The following is an 18933-nucleotide window of genomic DNA, read 5'->3' as shown; positions in this document are numbered from 1 at the left end:
GGGGCCCGGTGGCCGCTCAGGCTCAACCAACCGCGGTCGGCTCGGTTCAGGACTCCGTCCGGGACCGTGAGATCAGCGTCGAACAGGAACATCTGGACCGGGTCTACCGGCGCCTCGAGGAGAAGATCCACGAGGCGGAGTTCCTGATGAACGACGCGGCCAAGCGCGGCCAAGTCGGCACGCCCGGCGCCCTCGCCGAGCGGGACGCCCAGGTCTTCCGGGCCGGCGTCCACCTCAACCGGCTGAACAACGAGTTCGAGGACTTCCTCTTCGGACGCATCGACCTGCTCCCCGGCAAGGACGGCAAGAAGGGGCCCGACGGCGCCTACACCGCCGTGGAACCCGCCGAGGGCGCGGTCCGCGAGGACAACACCGCCGACATCGCGGAGACCCTGCACATCGGCCGGATCGGGGTCCTGGACTCCGACTACGCACCGCTCGTCATCGACTGGCGGGCCCCGGCCGCCGCGCCCTTCTACAGGTCCACTCCGGTGGATCCCGGGCGTGTCGTACGGCGCCGGGTCATCCGCTCCAAGGGCCGCAAGGTCCTCGGCGTCGAGGACGACCTCATGCGCCCCGAGCTCAAGGCCCTCCTCGACGGCCACGAGCTGCCCGTCATCGGCGACGGCGCCCTGATGGCCGCGCTCGGCCAGGCCCGCAGCCACACCATGCGGGACATCGTCGCCTCCATCCAGGCCGAGCAGGACATGGTCATCCGGGCCCCCGCGGCCTCCGTGACCTACGTCGAGGGCGGCCCCGGCACCGGCAAGACCGCCGTGGCCCTGCACCGCGCCGCGTACCTGCTCTACCAGGACCGCCGCCGCTACGCGGGCGGCATCCTCATCGTCTCGCCCACCCCCCTGCTGGTCGCGTACACCGAGGGCGTGCTGCCCTCCCTCGGCGAGGAGGGCCAGGTCGCCATCCGCGCGATCGGCTCCCTGGTCGACGGCGTCGAGGCCACCCTGTACGACTCCCCGGCGGTGGCCCGCGCCAAGGGCTCGTACCGGATGCTGAAGGTGCTGCGGAAGGCGGCGCGCGGGGTCCTGGAGCTGGGCGCCGGCGGTACGGCCGCCGGGGAGGGCTCCGCGCGCGGCAGGGCGGCCCGTTCCGGCCGCTCCGACTCCGGGCAACTCTCCTTCGGAGACTTCGCCGGCCCCGACGAGGGTGCCGGGGACGGCAACGGCGCCGCCACCGCCGTATCTCCGCAGTCCCCCGCCGGACCCCCGGCCCGTCTGCGTGTCGTCGCCTTCGGGCGGCGGCTGGAGCTGGAGGCGGACGAGCTGGAACGTATCCGCCACAACGCCCTCAGTGGCACCGCGCCCGTGAACCTGCTGCGGCCCAGGGCGCGCAAGCTGCTCCTCGACGCGCTGTGGGCGCGGTCGGGGGCCGGGTCCCGGCACAACGACCCCGAACTGGCGGCCGAGCTGCGATCGTCGTTCGACGAGGACATCACCTCCGAGGACAGCTTCATCGAGTTCCTCGACGCCTGGTGGCCCGAGCTCACCCCGAAGACCGTCCTCGCCGCCATGGCCGACGAGCGGCGCCTGGGCCGCTGGGCCCGCCGCATCCTCAACCCCGGCGAGGTCCGCAGGGTCGCCCGCTCGCTCAGACGCGACGGCCTCTCCGTGCACGACATCGCCATGCTCGACGAGCTCCAGGCGCTCCTCGGCGCCCCCGCCCGCCCCAGGAGGCGGCGCGAGCTGGACCCGCTCGACCAGCTCACCGGCCTGGAGGAGCTGATGCCGGTCCGCGAGGAGACCCAGCGCGAGCGGGCCGAGCGGCTCGCGCAGGAGCGGGTCGAGTACGCCCACGTCATCGTCGACGAGGCCCAGGACCTCACGCCCATGCAGTGGCGCATGGTCGGCCGTCGCGGCCGGCACGCCACCTGGACGGTCGTGGGAGACCCCGCCCAGTCCTCCTGGTCCGACCCCGACGAGGCCGCCGAGGCCCGCGACGAGGCCCTCGGCAGCCGTCCCCGGCGCCGCTTCCAGCTCACCGTCAACTACCGCAACCCCTCCGAGATCGCCGACCTCGCGGCCCGCGTGCTGGCCCTCGCCATGCCAGGCGCCACCTCCCCGTCGGCGGTACGGTCCACCGGCGTCCAGCCCCGCTTCAGCGTCGTACGCAAGTCGCTGGGCGAGACCGTCCGCGAGGAGGCCGCCAGGCTCCTCGACCTCGTCGACGGCACCGTCGGCGTCGTCGTCGCCATGAACCGGCGCGAGGAGGCCGCCCGCTGGCTCACCGGACTCGGCGACCGGGTGGTGGCGCTCGGCAGCCTGGAGGCCAAGGGCCTGGAGTACGACGCGACGGTCGTCGTCTCCCCGGCGGAGATCGCCGACGAGTCGCCCGCCGGGCTGCGGGTGCTCTACGTCGCCCTGACCAGGGCGACCCAGCAGCTGACGATCGTCTCGGCGGAGCGGGACCAGCCAAACGCGGAGGGCGCGCCGGATCTGCTGAGAGATTGAACTCTCCGTACGGGAATGGTCTTTCGGGATCCGTTTGTTAGCCTGGACGAGACACCGGCCCGATCCAAGCCCCCGGGCCCAACCTTCGTCGCCACGAGCGACCACTTGCCGCGAGGCGAGCATGGCGGGTCGGTGTCACTGACCTGGTGAGAGGCCCACGTCCATGTGACGTGGGCCTCTTTCGCGTGCACGGCCCGTGGACGGCTCCTGGACGACTTCTGGACGGTTCCGTGAACACAAAGTCCGCAATCCGGGGCGGCTAACGCCTACTCATCAGTAGGTGCGACCATCGGACGGCAGCAGCGTCACAGGTGAAAGCAGAGGAAGTCGGCCATGGCAACGGCGCCCAGCGTCTCCTACTCGATTACGGTCCGGCTGGAGGTGCCCGCGAGCGGAACCGCGGTGTCCCAGATCACCACGGCCGTGGAGTCCCACGGAGGCTCGGTGACCGGCCTCGACGTGACCGCGTCCGGCCACGAGAAGCTCCGCATCGACGTCACCATCGCCGCCTCCTCCACCGCGCACGCCGACGAGATCGTCCAGCAGCTGCGCGGCATCGAGGGCGTCACGCTCGGCAAGGTCTCCGACCGTACGTTCCTGATGCACCTCGGCGGCAAGATCGAGATGCAGTCCAAGCACCCCATCCGCAACCGCGACGACCTCTCGATGATCTACACCCCGGGTGTCGCCCGCGTGTGCATGGCGATCGCCGAGAACCCCGAGGACGCCCGCCGCCTCACCATCAAGCGCAACTCCGTCGCGGTCGTGACGGACGGCTCGGCCGTGCTGGGCCTGGGCAACATCGGCCCCAAGGCCGCTCTCCCGGTCATGGAGGGCAAGGCGGCCCTCTTCAAGCGGTTCGCCGGCATCGACGCCTGGCCGCTGTGCCTGGACACCCAGGACACCGACGAGATCGTCGCCATCGTCAAGGCGATCGCCCCCGGCTTCGCCGGCATCAACCTCGAGGACATCTCCGCCCCCCGCTGCTTCGAGATCGAGGCCCGGCTGCGTGAGGCCCTCGACATCCCCGTCTTCCACGACGACCAGCACGGCACCGCGATCGTCGTCCTCGCCGCCCTGACGAACGCACTGCGCGTGACCGGCAAGGCGATCGAGAACATCCGGGTCGTCATGTCAGGCGCCGGCGCGGCCGGTACGGCCATTCTCAAGCTGCTGCTCGCCGCGGGCCTCAAGAACGCCGTCGTCGCCGACATCCACGGTGTCGTGCACGCCGGCCGCGAGGACCTCGTGGACGCCGCTCCGGGCTCGGCGCTGCGCTGGATCGCCGACAACACCAACCCCGAGAACCTGACCGGGACCCTGAAGGAGGCCGTCCGCGGCGCCGACGTCTTCATCGGCGTCTCGGCCCCGAACGTCCTGGACGGCGCCGACGTGGCCGCCATGGCGGAGGGCGCGATCGTGTTCGCGCTCGCGAATCCCGACCCCGAGGTCGACCCGGCGATCGCCCGTCTGACGGCGGCCGTCGTCGCCACGGGCCGCTCTGACTTCCCGAACCAGATCAACAACGTGCTGGTCTTCCCGGGTGTCTTCCGCGGCCTGCTGGACGCTCAGTCCCGCACGGTCAACACGGACATGATGCTTGCGGCCGCGAAGGCCCTCGCGGACGTCGTTACCCCGGACGAGCTGAACCCGAACTACATCATCCCGAGCGTCTTCAACGACAAGGTCGCTGGCGCGGTCGCTGGCGCGGTGCGCGACGCGGCGAAGGCCGCCGGGGCGACGGCGTAGGGTCCGCGTCCGGTCCCACGGCCCCGCGTCTACAGTGGGGTCAGTGGACGTCGTATGTTTGTTCGGCTGTGAGGATTGCCACGGTGGTCCTCCGGCCCGGCGCGTCGCGGAACCGGGCACTTCGGGGCACCCTCTAGGGTGGCGCCACGCCCAGGCCTCTGTTCGTGTGACCCCCTAGGGTGTTCATACGAGTTCTACGGGTGCCGGATTGGCTTTCCCGCAGCAGGTAGGGGCAGGATGCGTCCCTGGGCGCGAGCGCATCGGCTTCGCTGTGCCTCGTGTGCGGCCCCGCCGCGTGGCACACCCCAACGGCAAGAAGAACACGGGAGTAACAACATGAACCGCAGTGAGCTGGTGGCCGCGCTGGCCGACCGCGCCGAGGTGACCCGCAAGGACGCCGACGCCGTTCTGGCCGCGTTCGCCGAGACCGTCGGCGAGATCGTCGCCAAGGGCGACGAGAAGGTCACCATCCCCGGCTTCCTGACCTTCGAGCGCACCCACCGTGCCGCTCGTACCGCGCGCAACCCGCAGACCGGTGACCCGATCCAGATCCCGGCCGGCTACAGCGTCAAGGTTTCGGCGGGCTCCAAGCTCAAGGAAGCCGCCAAGGGCAAGTAAGCGCTCCGCTTCGAGCGCCGGGTGACTGCGGGCCGTTCTTCGGCTGTCGGGACGGCCGTGGCCGGCCGCGCAGTTCCCCGCGCCCCTTGAGGACGCTCAGCACAACGCCGATGGGGCGGTCACCCGAGTCCGGGTGACCGCCCCATCGGCGTACGTACGACCGCTGCCGCGCTGTGTCTGCCCGGAGCCCCCGGGTCCGGGGTGGGCCGGGCTGGGCTGCTCCCGGGCGGGCGCCGAGGGCTTTGCCAGGCGGCTCCGCCTTGGCGCCCAGTTCGACGAGCTTCTGCATGCTGTGTCTGCCCGGGAGGGGGGCACCCCCGGACCCCCGGCCGGAAGCGGCTGCTCCCTGGCCGGGGTCGGGCGGTGGGGTCAGCCGAGGGCCTTGCCCGGGAGTTCGACCTTGGCGCCCAGCTCGACGAGCTTCTCCATGCTGTGTCTTCCCGGGGGATGACCCCCGGACCCCCGGCAGAGCCGGACGCGGCCCGGCCTCGGAGGGTCGGGCGGTGGGGTCAGCCGAGGGCTTTGCCCGGCAGTTCCACCTTGGCGCCGAGCTCGACGAGCTTCTCCATGAAGTTCTCGTAGCCGCGGTTGATGAGGTCGATGCCGTGCACCCTGGACGTGCCCTGGGCCGCCAGCGCCGCGATCAGGTACGAGAAGCCGCCGCGGAGGTCCGGGATGACCAGGTCGGCGCCCTGCAGCCGGGTGGGGCCGGAGACGACCGCCGAGTGCAGGAAGTTGCGCTGGCCGAAGCGGCAGTTCGAGCCGCCCAGGCACTCGCGGTAGAGCTGGATGTGCGCACCCATCTGGTTGAGCGCGGAGGTGAAGCCGAGGCGGGACTCGTAGACCGTCTCGTGGATGATCGACAGACCGGTGGCCTGCGTGAGGGCGACCACCAGCGGCTGCTGCCAGTCCGTCTGGAAGCCCGGGTGCACGTCCGTCTCCAGCGCGATGGACTTCAGCTGCCCGCCGGGGTGCCAGAACCGGATGCCCTCGTCGTCGATCTCGAAGGCACCGCCCACCTTCCGGTAGGTGTTCAGGAACGTCATCATCGAGCGCTGCTGGGCGCCCTTGACGTAGATGTTGCCCTCGGTCGCCAGCGCCGCGGACGCCCAGGAGGCGGCCTCCAGACGGTCCGGCAGGGCGCGGTGGTTGTAGCCGCCGAGCCGGTCCACGCCCGTGACGCGGATGGTCCGGTCGGTGTCCATCGCGATGATGGCGCCCATCTTCTGCAGCACGCAGATGAGGTCCTCGATCTCCGGCTCCACCGCGGCGTTCGAGAGCTCGGTGACACCCTCGGCGAGGACCGCCGTCAGCAGCACCTGCTCGGTCGCGCCCACGGACGGGTACGGCAGCGTGATCTTCGTACCCCGGAGCCGCCGCGGCGCCTCCAGGTACTGCCCGTCCGCCCGCTTCTCGATCGTCGCGCCGAACTGACGCAGCACCTCGAAGTGGAAGTCGATGGGCCGGCCGCCGATGTCGCAGCCGCCGAGACCGGGGATGAAGGCGTGTCCCAGGCGGTGCAGCAGGGGACCGCACAGCAGGATCGGGATCCGCGAGGAACCCGCGTGGGCATCGATGTCAGCGACGTTGGCGCTCTCGACGTGCGTCGGGTCCATCACCAGCTCGCCCGGTTCCTCACCCGGACGGACCGTCACGCCGTGCAATTGCAGCAGTCCGCGTACGACCCGCACGTCACGGATGTCCGGAACGTTGCGCAGTCGACTCGGCTCGCTGCCCAGCAGGGCGGCCACCATGGCCTTCGGTACGAGGTTCTTCGCACCGCGGACCCGGATCTCGCCCTCCAGCGGGGTTCCGCCGTGGACAAGCAGTACGTCGTCAGAGCCGTTGACGGTCATGTATCTCGCGTTCCGATGAGTCGGGCAGGGGCCAGAAGGGCAAGGGTAATCGCCGCCCACCCCCCTTCTGTAAGCCCAACTGCCGCCCAGCCACGTCATAGCTCTGTCACAACACGAACCGCTAGTCGTCGGGCACATGCCGTCACGGGCGCCTGGCGTGCGCTTACGGCGCATCGGTGCGCTCTGAGCTGCATCCCCTGCCGTAAGCGCATTGCCGCCCCACTTCACGGGAAGATGCGGGATCATGTCTGGCATGACCGAGGTGTCCTCGCTCACAGGGCGGCTGCTCGTGGCAACGCCCGCCCTGGCGGACCCGAACTTCGACCGTGCGGTGGTGCTCCTTCTCGACCACGACGAGGAGGGCTCCCTCGGTGTCGTCCTCAACCGGCCCACCCCGGTGGACGTCGGCGACATCCTGGAGGGCTGGGCCGACCTCGCGGGCGAACCCGGCGTCGTCTTCCAGGGCGGCCCGGTCTCCCTGGACTCGGCCCTGGGGGTCGCCGTCATCCCCGGCGGCGGAGCCGTCGACGGGGCACCGCTGGGCTGGCGCAGAGTGCACGGCGCGATCGGCCTGGTCGACCTGGAGGCCCCGCCCGAGCTGCTCGCCTCGGCCCTCGGCAGCCTGCGCATCTTCGCCGGTTACGCCGGCTGGGGGCCCGGCCAGCTGGAGGACGAGCTGGTCGACGGCGCCTGGTACGTCGTCGAGTCGGAACCCGGCGATGTCTCCTCCCCGGCCCCGGAGAGACTGTGGCGCGAGGTCCTGCGCCGCCAGCGCAACGAACTCGCGATGGTGGCCACCTACCCCGACGACCCTTCGCTCAACTGATCCATGTGAGCTTCAGTACTCTTGGGCGTATGAGCACTCTCGAGCCCGAGCGCGGGACTGGTACGGGGACCCTCGTCGAGCCCACGCCGCAGACTTCCCACGGCGACGGCGACCACGAGCGCTTCGCCCACTACGTCCAGAAGGACAAGATCATGGCGAGCGCCCTCGACGGGACCCCCGTCGTGGCGCTGTGCGGCAAGGTGTGGGTACCCGGCCGCGATCCCAAGAAGTACCCGGTGTGTCCCATGTGCAAGGAGATCTACGAGTCCATGGGTTCCGGGGACGACGACAAGGGCGGCGGCGACAAGTAGGACCGACGTAGGACATCCGTAGGGCTGCCGCTCGGCTGAACTTCGCGAGGCCCCCGGGGCGCGCTGCGTGTGCCCCGGGGGCCTTTGCGTGTCGTTCGTCATCGGCGACACTTCGGCGACACTTCGCACCGACGCTGGTACTCAAGGACTGATGTGACCTCACTGATTCCGGCGCCGTCGAGCGTCGTCAGCCCCGGCGGCCCGGTGTTCGTCCTCGACGAGCACACCGGGATCGAGACCGGCCCCGGCGCCGGACGCGTGGCCCACTGGCTGCGCACCGCGGTCGGCGCGGCGACGGGCCTGCCGCTGGAGCCGTACGCCTCCGGCGGGCGCCGCATCCGGCTGCGGATCACGCCACCCCTCGCCGACGAACTCGGCAGCCCCGAGGCGTACCGCCTCACCGTGGACGAACACGCCGTCGTCATCGACGGGGCGAGCCCGCAGGGCCTGTTCTACGGCGCCCAGACCTTCCGCCAGCTGCTCGGCCCCGCCGCCTTCCGTCGCGCCCCCGTCACCTCCGAGGGCGTCTGGGAAGTACCCCCGGTCATCGTCAGCGACGCCCCCCGGTTCCGCTGGCGCGGCCTCATGCTCGACGTGGCCCGGCACTTCATGCCCAAGGACGGCGTCCTGCGCTACCTGGATCTGATGGCCGCGCACAAACTCAACGTCTTCCACTTCCACTTGACGGACGATCAGGGCTGGCGGATCGAGATCAAGAGGTACCCCCGGCTCACCGAGGTGGGCTCATGGCGGGCGCGTACCAGATTCGGCCACGGAGCCTCGCCGTTGTGGGAGGAGAAGCCGCACGGTGGCTTCTACACCCAGGACGACATCCGGGAGATCGTCGCCTACGCGGCCGAACGGCATATCACCGTCGTCCCCGAGATCGACGTACCCGGACACTCGCAGGCCGCCATCGCCGCGTACCCGGAACTCGGCAACACCGACATCATCGACACGTCCTCCCTCACGGTCTGGGACAGCTGGGGCATCTCCTTGAACGTACTCGCCCCCACTGACAACACCCTGCGCTTCTACGAGGGGGTCTTCGAGGAGCTGCTGGAGCTGTTCCCCGGCGAGTTCGTTCACATCGGCGGCGACGAATGCGCCAAGGAGCAGTGGCGGGAATCGCCCCTCGTCCAGGCCCGTATCGAGGAACTCGGCCTCGCGGACGAGGACGAGTTGCAGTCCTGGTTCATCGGACACTTCGACAAGTGGCTCTCCGCGCGCGGGCGCAGGCTCATCGGCTGGGACGAGATCCTGGAGGGCGGGCTCGCCGAGGGGGCGGCCGTCTCCTCGTGGCGCGGCTACGAGGGCGGGATCGCCGCCGCCCGCTCCGGCCACGACGTCGTCATGTGCCCCGAGCAGTATGTGTACCTGGACCACCGTCAGGACGCGGGCGCGGACGAGCCGGTCCCCATCGCCTACGTCCGCACCCTGGAGGACGTCTATCGGTTCGAGCCCGTTCCACCGGAGTTGACGCCGGAGGAGGCCGCGCACGTCCTCGGCGCGCAGGCCAATGTGTGGACCGAGGTGATGGAGGATCAGGGGCGCGTCGACTACCAGACTTTCCCCCGGCTCGCGGCCTTCGCCGAGGTGGCCTGGAGCGCTCTTCCCGCCCCCGGGGAACGGGACTTCGCCGACTTCGAGCGGCGGATGACCGCGCACTACGAAGTGCTCGACGCTCTGGGCGTCGGCTACCGGCCGCCCACGGGACCGCTGCCGTGGCAGAAACGGCCCGGTGTGCTCGGCCGGCCCATCGAGGGGACGCCCCCGAACAGGTAGCGGAAAAAGGCCTCAAGGGTCACCGAAGAGTGTCAATCGCCCTGTGCGGGAGATCCCGTACGAAAACGGACCATCTCCCTGACGGGGTGGGCGAATGCCGCCGAACGCCTCCTAGTGGACCCCTGTCTTCGGGTGTTGCGAAGATGTGCCAGAGTTGCCACGTCCGCCCTGTCAGCACGTACCGTACGGCGACAACAGGCAGGGCCGGCAGGACCAGGTGGGACAGCGGGAAGGGGCAGCCGGTTTGACCACGCACGCACCGCAGGCGGCGCAGGCCGTCACGCTGCCCACGACGCTGGACGAGGCCGTGGCGGCTCTCACCGCCATGCCCGCCGCCGTGCCCGTCGCCGGCGGCACCGACCTGATGGCCGCCGTCAACTCCGGGCAGCTCAGACCCGCCGCACTCGTCGGCCTGGGCCGGATCAGCGAGATCCGCGGCTGGCAGTACCAGGACGGACACGCGCTGCTCGGCGCGGGACTCACGCACGCGCGTATGGGCCGCCCCGACTTCGCCGCCCTCATCCCCGCCCTCGCGGCCGCCGCCCGCGCCGCCGGTCCGCCGCACATCCGCAACGCCGGCACCCTGGGCGGCAACATCGCCTCGGCGGCCCCCACGGGCGACGCGCTGCCCGTCCTCGCCGCCCTGGAGGCCACGCTGATCATCGCGGGCCCGGACGGGGCCCGCCGGGAGATGCCGGTCTCGCACCTGCTGGCCGGCATGGAGATGCTGCGCGCCGGCGAACTCATCGGCTTCGTGCGCGTGCCGCTGCTGCACGCCCCGCAGGTCTTCCTCAAGGTCACCGGCCGCACCGGCCCGGGCCGCGCGATGGCCTCCGTCGCGCTGGTCCTGGACCCGGCCCGGCGCGGGGTCAGGTGTGCCGTCGGGGCCATAGCGCCGATGCCGCTGCGGCCCCTGGACGCCGAGCAGTGGGTGGCCCGGCTCATCGACTGGGACAACAACCGCGCGATCGTCCCGGAGGCCCTGGAGGCCTTCGGCGAGTACGTCGCTGCGGCCTGCATCCCGGACCCGGCACCGGCCCCGGACGGTTCCGTGCCGCAGCATCCGCCCGCAGTACTGCACCTGCGGCGCACCGTCGCCGCGCTGGCCCGACGAGCACTGGGGAGGGCACTGTCATGACCGCCGACGACCAGCACGGAGAGGGCACGCCCCGGGCCGCCGGCCGCTGGGACCCGTTGCCCCAGGGTGACTACGACGACGGCGCGACCGCCTTCGTGAAACTCCCCGAAGGGGGCATCGACGCCCTCCTGGCCTCCGCCGACAGCCCGCTCGCCGCGCCCGGTCATGGCTATGTGCCGCCGCAGATAACGGCCTCGCAGGGCGAGGGGACCGACCCGGCGGGCACGGGCGCCTGGGCGGTGCCGGCCGAGGGCGCGCAGTGGCCCGACCCGAGCACCCTGCCGCAGGGCCACACCGGACAGTTCACGTACAACCCCGCGACCACCCAGCAGTGGCAGGTCGAGGACCCCCTGGCGGCCCCCGCCCCCGGGCACGACGTCACCGGCCAGTGGTCGATCCCCGTGGCCGGCGGCGACCTCCCGGACGAATCGGGCGAGTTCACCACGTCGTCCCTGGTCGAGCAGTGGGGCGGCACCCCTCCGGCGACCCTGCCGGGCGGCGCGTCCGCGCCCTGGGCGACACCGCAGGCACCGCAGGCACAGCCGTGGGCGGACCAGCCCCACGGTGGCCCGGGAACGGGACCCGAACACGGCGGACCGGCCGGGGAACAGCACGCGCACGTGCCGCACGGCAACGGACACGGCGGCTTCGACGCCGGTCACGATGGACACGGGGGCTTCGACGCCGGTCACGGTGGCGGTCACGGCGGTGCGGTCGACGACGGCCACGCGCACGTGCCCGCCGGTGAGATGCCGGGTGGCGAGGTCGACGAGGTCGGCGAGCGGCACGGTGACCCGGCCGGCGACGCCCCGCAGCGGCCCGAGCCCGACGAGGTGTCCCACCAGGCGGCACAGGACTCCGCGCAGCCGCATGCCGACACCGACGGCTACGGCGTCGCTCTCGCCGAACCGCACGGCACGGACCGGTCCCACGACCCCGTCGAGTCCTACGCGGACAGCCCCTCCGTAGCCGTCTCACAGCTCTCACCGGGCCCCGGTGAGGCGCCGACGGCACCGGTGGCCCCCAGGGCCCCCGAGGACGCCGAAGAGGCCGTAGAAGCCTCTGACGGCCCGCCCGGAACCGGTGGCGAGCTCGCCCCGGCCGTGGGCGGCGACGAACCGGCCCCGGAGGCCGCCGAGGAGTCCGCCGCCGACCCCGACGAGAACCCCGACGACCAGGCCCCCGCGACCTCCGGTGAGGAACACCCCCTCGCCTCCTACGTCCTGCGCGTCAACGGCGTCGACCGCCCCGTCACCGACGCCTGGATCGGCGAGTCGCTGCTCTACGTGCTGCGCGAGCGGCTCGGACTCGCCGGTGCCAAGGACGGCTGCTCGCAGGGCGAGTGCGGGGCGTGCAACGTCCAGGTCGACGGACGGCTCGTCGCGTCCTGCCTGGTGCCCGCTGTGACCGCCGCCGGCAGCGAGGTCCGTACCGTCGAGGGCCTCGCCGAGGACGGCAGCCCCTCCGACGTGCAGCGGGCGCTCGCCCGGTGCGGCGCCGTGCAGTGCGGGTTCTGCGTGCCCGGCATGGCGATGACCGTGCACGACCTGCTGGAGGGCAACCCCGCGCCCACCGAGCTGGAGACCCGCCAGGCGTTGTGCGGCAACCTCTGCCGCTGCTCCGGCTACCGGGGCGTCGTCGACGCCGTCAAGGAGGTCGTCGCCGAGCGCGAGGCCCACGCGGGCGGCGACGCTGAGACGGACGGCGACGGGGCACGTATTCCCCACCAGGCGGGCCCCGGGGCCGGAGGCGTCCACCCGTCGGCGTTCGACTCCCCGGGTTTCCCGAACGCCTCCGGACCGCATGAGCAGGCGTACGGACAGGGACAGGACGGAGGCCAGGCGTGAGCAACGAAGCCGCCACCGCGACCACCGCCGCGGAGGCAGCACCCGCCCCCGAGCCGATTCCGCACGGCATCGGCGTCTCCCTGCCGCCCGCCGACGCGCGCGCGAAGACCGAGGGCACCTTCCCCTACGCGGCCGACCTGTGGGCCGAGGGCCTGCTGTGGGCGGCCGTACTGCGCTCCCCGCACGCGCACGCGCGCATCGTGTCCATCGACACCTCCCACGCGCGTGAGATGCCCGGAGTCCGCGCGGTCGTCACCCACGAGGACGTGCCCGGCAGCCCGGTGCACGGCCGCGGCAGGGCCGACCGCCCGGTGTTCGCCTCCGAGGTCGTGCGCCACCACGGCGAGCCCATCGCGGCCGTCGCCGCCGACCATCCCGACACCGCGCGCATGGCAGCGGCCGCCGTCATCGTCGAGTACGAGGTCCTCGACCCCGTCACCGACCCGGAGCAGGCCTTCGAGGCCGAGCTCCTGCATCCGGACGGCAACCTGGTCCGGCACATCCCGCTCCAGCACGGCGACCCCTCGGCGACCGGCGAGATCGTCGTCGAGGGCCAGTACCGCATCGGCCGCCAGGACCCCGCCCCGATCGGCGCCGAGGCCGGCCTCGCCGTGCCCCGTCCCGACGGCGGCGTCGAGCTCTACCTCGCCTCCACCGACCCGCACGCCGACCGCGACACGGCCGCCGCCTGCTACGGCCTCGAACCGGAGCGCGTCAAGGTCGTCGTCACCGGTGTCCCCGGCGCCACCGCAGACCGCGAGGACCAGGGCTTCCAGCTCCCGCTCGGGCTGCTCGCGCTGAAGACGCAGTGCCCGGTGAAGCTGACCGCCACGCGCGAGGAGTCCTTCCTGGGCCACGTGCACCGGCATCCCACCCTGCTCCGCTACCGCCACCACGCCGACGCCGAGGGCAAGCTGGTCAAGGTCGAGGCGCAGATCCTGCTCGACTCGGGCGCCTACGCCGACACCTCCTCGGAGGCCCTGGCCGCCGCCGTGGGCTTCGCCTGCGGGCCGTACGTCGTCCCGAACGCCTTCATCGAGGGCTGGGCCGTGCGCACCAACAACCCGCCCTCCGGCCATGTCCGCGGCGAGGGCGCGATGCAGGTGTGCGCCGCCTACGAGGCGCAGATGGACAAGCTGGCGAAGAAGCTGGGCGTCGACCCGGCGGAACTGCGCCTGCGCAACGCCCTCGCCACCGGTGACGTACTCCCGACCGGCCAGACGGTGACCTGCCCGGCGCCGGTCGCCGAACTGCTCCAGGCGGTACGGGACTTCCCGCTGCCGGCGCTGCCCAAGGACACCCCCGAGGACGAGTGGCTGCTGCCCGGCGGCCCCGAGGGCGCGGGCGAGCCGGGCGCAATCCGCCGGGGCGTGGGCTACGGCCTCGGCATGGTGCACATGCTGGGCGCGGAGGGCGCGGACGAGGTCTCCACGGCCACCGTACGGGTCCAGGACGGCGTCGCCACGGTGCTCTGCGCGGCAGTCGAGACCGGCCAGGGCTTCACCACGCTGGCCCGCCAGATCGTCCAGGAGACGCTCGGCATCGACGACGTCCACGTGGCCCCCGTCGACACCGACCAGCCCCCGGCAGGGCCGGGCGCCCGCGGCCGCCACACCTGGGTCTCGGGCGGCGCGGTGGAACGTGCGGCCAAGATGGTCCGCACCCAGCTCCTCCAGCCCCTCGCGCACAAGTTCGGCATGTCCACCGAGCTGCTCCAGATCACCGACGGCAAGATCACCTCGTACGACGGCGTCCTGTCGACGACCGTCACCGAGGCCATGGACGGCAAGGAACTGTGGGCTACCGCCCAGTGCCGTCCGCACCCGACGGAACCCCTCAACGAGATCGGCCAGGGCGACGCCTTCGTCGGGATGGCGTTCTGCGCGATCCGCGCGGTGGTCGACGTCGACATCGAGCTCGGCTCGGTCCGCGTGGTCGAGCTGGCGCTCGCCCAGGACGTCGGCCGGATCCTCAACCCCGCCCAACTGGAGGCCCGTATCGAAGCGGGCGTCACCCAGGGCGTCGGGATAGCGCTGACGGAGAACCTGCGCAGCGCGCGCGGGCTGATCCGCCACCCGGACCTCACGGGGTACGCCCTGCCGACGGCCCTGGACGCGCCGGAGATCCGGATCGTCAAGCTCGTCGAGGAGCGGGACGTGGTCGCCCCGTTCGGCGCGAAGGCGGCCAGCGCGGTGCCGGTGGTCACGTCCCCCGCGGCCATCGCCTCCGCCGTACGGGCCGCGACGGGCCGTCCGGTCAACCGGCTGCCGATCCGCCCGCAGGCCGCGGTGGTGACGGACCGATGAGCTCTCCGGGACAGGAACCCCGCGAGTACGAACCGCCGCCAGGGCTGGGCAAGTTGGCGCTGTGGATCCTGCTGTTCGTGGTGGCGGCGATCGTGGTCGTGGTGGGCGGCGTGTACTTCGCGTGATGCGCGGAGTCGTGCTGGTCACCGGTGTGATGGCGGCCGGGAAGTCGACGGTCGCGCAGGCACTCGCGGGGCGGTTGCCGAGAGCCGCGCACGTGCGCGGGGACGTGTTCCGGCGGATGATCGTGTCCGGGCGCGAGGAGTACGTGCCCGGCGCAACCGGTGAGGCCTCCGCCCAACTCCGTCTGCGGTACCGGCTGTCGGCCGTGACGGCGGACGCGTACGCAGATGCCGGATTCGCGGCCGTCGTCCAGGACGTGGTGCTGGGCGAGGACCTGACGGCGTACGTCGGTCTGGTCCGGACCCGGCCGCTGTACGTCGTCGTCCTGGCGCCGGACGCCGGCACGGTGGCCGCGCGGGAGGCGGGCCGGGCGAAGACGGGCTACGACGACGCGACCTGGACGATCCCCGCGCTGGACGAGGTGCTGCGGGCGTCGACGCCGCCGGTCGGCCTGTGGCTGGACACCTCCGAACTGACCCCGGCACAGACGGTGGAGGCGATTCTCGCGGGGCGGGAACGCGCGAGCGTGCTCTGACGTCTCCCTGGTACGGGGGCGTTGTCAGTGGTGGCGCGTAGTGTTTCGAGCAGTGGGGGACGAGCGCAGGCCCGACGGGTTCGCCGTGCCGTGCCCGGCCGCGGGACTGCGTACGAAGCACACGGGGGAAGCCATGAGCACGACCGATGCCGCCGTAGCGGCGATCAGACTGACCGAGGACGAACTGCACCCGTACATCTCACATGTGTCGACCCGCCGCTGGCTCAGCGGCCCCGGACTGCCGGGCGACAGCGACCTGTTCACCTTCGAGGAACTGCGCAGGGAGGGCCTGCGGACGGTGGCGGACGCGACGTCCGACGCGGGCGGACACCTCAGCGAGGAGCTGCGCGGCCAGCTGGTGATAGGCGGACTCACGGACCTGCACGGCAGGGAGACGGAGTCGGTCCTGCTCGACGGGGTCACGGGCGAGGTCTCGACGACGGCGTTCTTCCACGCCCGCCCCGACCTGATGGACCGCATCCCCCTGGCCCCCTCTCTCCCCACCCTGGTCCGCTTCGCGACGGCGACGGACGAACTGACGGAGGTGCGCGGCCAGTTCGCCGCGTACGCCGGCCGCTTCGGCCCTACGGCCGTGGAGGACGCGACGCGTCAGCTGCTGACGGTGTTCGAGGAGGGCACGGGCGGCGATGTGCCGACGTTCTGGAAGATCGCGGCCCTGATCCGCCCCCTGGCCCTGGTGGCGGGCCCCGGCACGGACTCCGGCCTGGCCGTGGACCTCCCACCGCGCCTCCTGGACCAGGAGTTCGGCCGCAGTCATGTCGTCCGCTTCGAGGACATCGACTTCCCGTCCACGCTCACGCATGCCCCGACCCGCCGTTTCCTGGCGGAGACGGGCCTGCCCGAGGACGGCGTCCTCTTCCACACCGACCCGGACGCCCCGCTCCCGACCCTCGCCGAGCACCGGGCCGACCAGCTGGTCGCCCTCCCGCCCCGCGCCGACCACCTGATCGTCCTCGGCCACCTGATCGAGGACAACACCCTGGTCGTCGACGGCGAGACGGGCGGAGTCCTGAACTGGAGCGAGCGCGAGGGAACGCTCCACCCCCTGAACACCGACATCTCCACCCTCGCCTTCACCCTCTGGCTCCTGCACCGGGAGCGCCGGATAGACGAGTCACTCGCCCACGAACTGACGAACACGTTGTACGTCCAGGTCGCCAAGACGATGATCCGCGCCCTGTCCACCATCGACCCCACGGGCACGACGACGGACGCGGACTGGCACTACTGGACGGAGCTGTTCCAGGACGAGGCGGGCGGGGTGCTCTGAGCGTCTGCGCGGTGCAGGGTCGCCGAGAGGTGGTGCTGCAGGGGCTGCCCGACCGCGGCGAGGTCGTGGACGAACGTGAAGGTGTCCCTGTCGTCGCCGGGGGCCAGTGCGTACCGCCGACGGGTGGCCGTCACGTCCTTCGCAGTGGGGGTGAGGGCCACGGTGTGCGTGGCAAGTTCGACTGTGCCCTCTCGCGCGTCCCCGACCAGAACCTCCGTGATGCCGGTGGGTTGGGTGACCAGCGCCTCCACCCGCCCGTCCGGCTGAACCCGCCACCACCCGCTCTCCCGCGCCGCGGGCCTGAGCGGCGCCCCGTCACCGTTGAGCAGCCAGGCCCGGGCCTCGTACCGGAGGAAGGGCCGACCGTCGTGACTGAAGCGGACTTCCTGCGCGTACACGAAGTCGCCGTCGAGCGTCGGATACCCACCTCGCCCGCGACCGCGCCACACCCCCAGGAACCCGATCACAGGCTCGAGCAGCACATGAGGAGCAGGCCCCTGCTCCGCCCCCAGGCCATCAGGAAAAGGAGGCTCCGCCACACTCTCGACCACGCCCGCACTCCTCACTGACGGCCACTACCGACGGCAAGCCTAGGACGCGGAACAGCGGAGGGGACGGCACCTTGAGGATGCCGCCCCTTCCCCAACAGAGGCCGTGGCGGGAATCGAACCCGCGGCGTAACACGCTTTGCAGGTTGGTCTGTGCTGGTCAGGACGTGATTCGCGCGTGGTCAAGGGTGTTCATTTCCGTACGGGCGGCGCCCACCCTGGGTGGATGAACGGCCTCGGACGCCTGCGTACGACGACGAACGAGACGGAAACTGAGACGGTCCGCGACCGGACACGAGTCGCGGAGTCAACTCAGCCGGCTCGGCGTCTGCACTGAGCACGTCGACACTCTGCGCGGGGGTGCCGCTCCTCTGCGCATCATCTGCGGAGACTGTCAAGCAACGTGGTGACCAGGGGGCATGGCGTTGGACGGCGTTGGTAGCCGTTGAATCTGCGTGACGGTGTTGTGCCCTCTGATCGCCCTTACCAGGTAGACCGCCGACAGATTCACTTGCCGCATCCGTGGGGCGTGCCCTGATCTTGGACTCAGCTGCGCTGGTATTGATCGGCTCAGTCGGTAGATGTCCTGCACAGGCCCGAGGGCGACGCCGCATCGCGATGCAGTCCAGCTGGAGTTCACGTCGGCGCAGCTACTCGCCCGATCTGGCGGACGGCTCTTCTGTGTCCGCCGGCCAACTGGACACGATGAAGGTGTGACCGTCTTGCCCGTCCGGCCAATGATCTAGGACTTGCTGAGCATCGGGCGGTCGGCCCGGAAGGTCTTCGGATCGCAAGAACGCTCCGAGGCAAGCGATGGAGTCAAAGCACACGGCCATGCCGTTCTGGCGCCTCTCTACGTCACTTCGCACGTCACCGGAAGGACCAAGGTTGACGTACAGCGCATTGACACTTAGGCGTGAGCGCAACTCTGCGTCCGGCAGCCACTGCGAGTGCAATTGCATCGTGGCGGGATGACGCATCAGTGTTCGGTAGTGCTCACGCCGTTCCTCTTCAGAGAAGTCGTAGGTTCCGCGCCTGAGGAGCTGCTGGATGCTGAGGAGTTCGACCAAGAGTTGCTCTGCCGCTCCCGCCGCCTCGGTCCGCTTGCGCGCCATCAACGCTGCGCGTTCAGAGTGCAGCTGCTGGTAGACCACGCCACCGAAAGCAGCACCAGCGCCAGCGACAACGCCAATCAGGCCGATCAGAGCACCTGTCACCGAAGGGTCCATCCGAGGATGGTTGCACCTGGCTGGCCAGGATCACATGGGAACGGCTTTCAAGAGCGTCGCAATTCGCGACCGAACGGTACGCTGACCTGCGCCGATACACTAGTGTCCTGAGTCGCTAATTCATGGGCGGTTGTAGGGTGGGGTGATGCCTGGTCCGAAGCCGTTGTCGCTGGAGTTGTCCGATCACGAACGCCGGGTGCTGCGGGGCTGGTTGCGCAAGCAGACGGCGTCTCAGGCGCTGGTGTTGCGGTCGAGGATCGTGCTGGCGTGCGCGGAGGGCCGGCCGAACGCGCAGATCGCGCAGGA

The 18933-nt window shown here is 71.3% G+C and carries 15 protein-coding genes; 12 read left to right on the top strand and 3 right to left on the bottom strand.

Annotated elements, in window-relative coordinates:
• The first annotated feature begins 8 nt into the window (after positions 1-8).
• From ACFVYN_RS27760 to ACFVYN_RS27750, 3 genes are all read left to right on the top strand, one after another.
• Positions 9-2465 carry a HelD family protein gene (locus ACFVYN_RS27760; protein WP_390002980.1) on the top strand — a complete coding sequence of 819 codons (2457 nt, stop codon included), beginning with the start codon at positions 9-11 and terminating at the stop codon, positions 2463-2465.
• Positions 2466-2798: 333 nt separating this feature from the next.
• Positions 2799-4214 carry an NAD-dependent malic enzyme gene (locus ACFVYN_RS27755; protein ID WP_390002977.1) on the top strand — a complete coding sequence of 472 codons (1416 nt, stop codon included), beginning with the start codon at positions 2799-2801 and terminating at the stop codon, positions 4212-4214.
• Positions 4215-4550: 336 nt separating this feature from the next.
• Positions 4551-4832: an HU family DNA-binding protein gene (locus tag ACFVYN_RS27750; protein WP_007382399.1), complete on the top strand. Its 282-nt coding sequence runs from the start codon at positions 4551-4553 to the stop codon at positions 4830-4832.
• A gap of 509 nt (positions 4833-5341) precedes the next feature.
• On the opposite strand, the gene murA is transcribed toward ACFVYN_RS27750, so the two are convergent.
• On the bottom strand, positions 5342-6688 hold the full coding sequence (murA, locus tag ACFVYN_RS27745; protein ID WP_352391143.1) for a UDP-N-acetylglucosamine 1-carboxyvinyltransferase: 1347 nt from the start codon (positions 6686-6688) through the stop codon (positions 5342-5344).
• A gap of 253 nt (positions 6689-6941) precedes the next feature.
• Between murA and ACFVYN_RS27740 the strand changes: the two genes are divergently transcribed.
• The 9 genes from ACFVYN_RS27740 to ACFVYN_RS27700 all read left to right on the top strand — a co-directional run bounded on the left by ACFVYN_RS27740 (position 6942) and on the right by ACFVYN_RS27700 (position 16850).
• Positions 6942-7514 (top strand): YqgE/AlgH family protein, encoded by a 573-nt coding sequence (locus tag ACFVYN_RS27740; protein ID WP_390002974.1) that lies wholly within the window; start codon positions 6942-6944, stop codon positions 7512-7514.
• Between the two features lie 29 nt (positions 7515-7543).
• Entirely contained in the window at positions 7544-7825 is a 282-nt protein-coding gene (locus ACFVYN_RS27735; RefSeq protein ID WP_390002971.1) for a DUF3039 domain-containing protein, read from the top strand.
• 153 nt (positions 7826-7978) lie between these two features.
• On the top strand, positions 7979-9610 hold the full coding sequence (locus tag ACFVYN_RS27730; protein ID WP_390002968.1) for a beta-N-acetylhexosaminidase: 1632 nt from the start codon (positions 7979-7981) through the stop codon (positions 9608-9610).
• A gap of 244 nt (positions 9611-9854) precedes the next feature.
• Complete coding sequence (locus ACFVYN_RS27725) at positions 9855-10748, top strand: FAD binding domain-containing protein (RefSeq protein WP_390002965.1); 894 nt, start codon at positions 9855-9857, stop codon at positions 10746-10748.
• Positions 10745-12595: a 2Fe-2S iron-sulfur cluster-binding protein gene (locus ACFVYN_RS27720; RefSeq protein ID WP_390002962.1), complete on the top strand. Its 1851-nt coding sequence runs from the start codon at positions 10745-10747 to the stop codon at positions 12593-12595. Before ACFVYN_RS27725 ends, ACFVYN_RS27720 begins: the two co-directional genes overlap by 4 nt.
• Complete coding sequence (locus ACFVYN_RS27715; protein WP_390002960.1) at positions 12592-14901, top strand: xanthine dehydrogenase family protein molybdopterin-binding subunit; 2310 nt, start codon at positions 12592-12594, stop codon at positions 14899-14901. The genes ACFVYN_RS27720 and ACFVYN_RS27715 overlap by 4 nt, the downstream gene beginning before the upstream one ends.
• A complete protein-coding gene (locus ACFVYN_RS27710) occupies positions 14898-15026 on the top strand; it encodes a hypothetical protein (protein WP_256123013.1) in 129 nt (42 codons plus the stop codon). Before ACFVYN_RS27715 ends, ACFVYN_RS27710 begins: the two co-directional genes overlap by 4 nt.
• On the top strand, positions 15026-15559 hold the full coding sequence (locus ACFVYN_RS27705; RefSeq protein WP_390002957.1) for an AAA family ATPase: 534 nt from the start codon (positions 15026-15028) through the stop codon (positions 15557-15559). Before ACFVYN_RS27710 ends, ACFVYN_RS27705 begins: the two co-directional genes overlap by 1 nt.
• 133 nt (positions 15560-15692) lie before the next feature.
• The gene (locus ACFVYN_RS27700) at positions 15693-16850 is read left to right on the top strand and encodes an SUKH-4 family immunity protein (protein ID WP_390002954.1); all 1158 of its coding nucleotides are present in this window, start codon (positions 15693-15695) and stop codon (positions 16848-16850) included.
• Here ACFVYN_RS27700 and ACFVYN_RS27695 read toward each other — a convergent pair.
• Both ACFVYN_RS27695 and ACFVYN_RS27690 read right to left on the bottom strand, forming a co-directional pair.
• Positions 16805-17401 (bottom strand): FABP family protein, encoded by a 597-nt coding sequence (locus ACFVYN_RS27695; RefSeq protein WP_390002951.1) that lies wholly within the window; start codon positions 17399-17401, stop codon positions 16805-16807. The two genes, ACFVYN_RS27700 and ACFVYN_RS27695, sit on opposite strands and share 46 nt — an antisense overlap.
• 647 nt (positions 17402-18048) lie before the next feature.
• Positions 18049-18627, bottom strand: a complete 579-nt coding sequence (locus ACFVYN_RS27690) for a hypothetical protein (RefSeq protein WP_390002949.1) — start codon at positions 18625-18627, stop codon at positions 18049-18051.
• Positions 18628-18933: the final 306 nt, after the last annotated feature.

The sequence above is a fragment of the Streptomyces sp. NPDC058307 genome (assembly GCF_042880295.1).
Classification (GTDB): Bacteria; Actinomycetota; Actinomycetes; order Streptomycetales; family Streptomycetaceae; genus Streptomyces.
The sequence above is the reverse complement of the archived record's forward strand: the minus strand, read 5'-3'. Positions and strand labels throughout refer to the sequence as shown.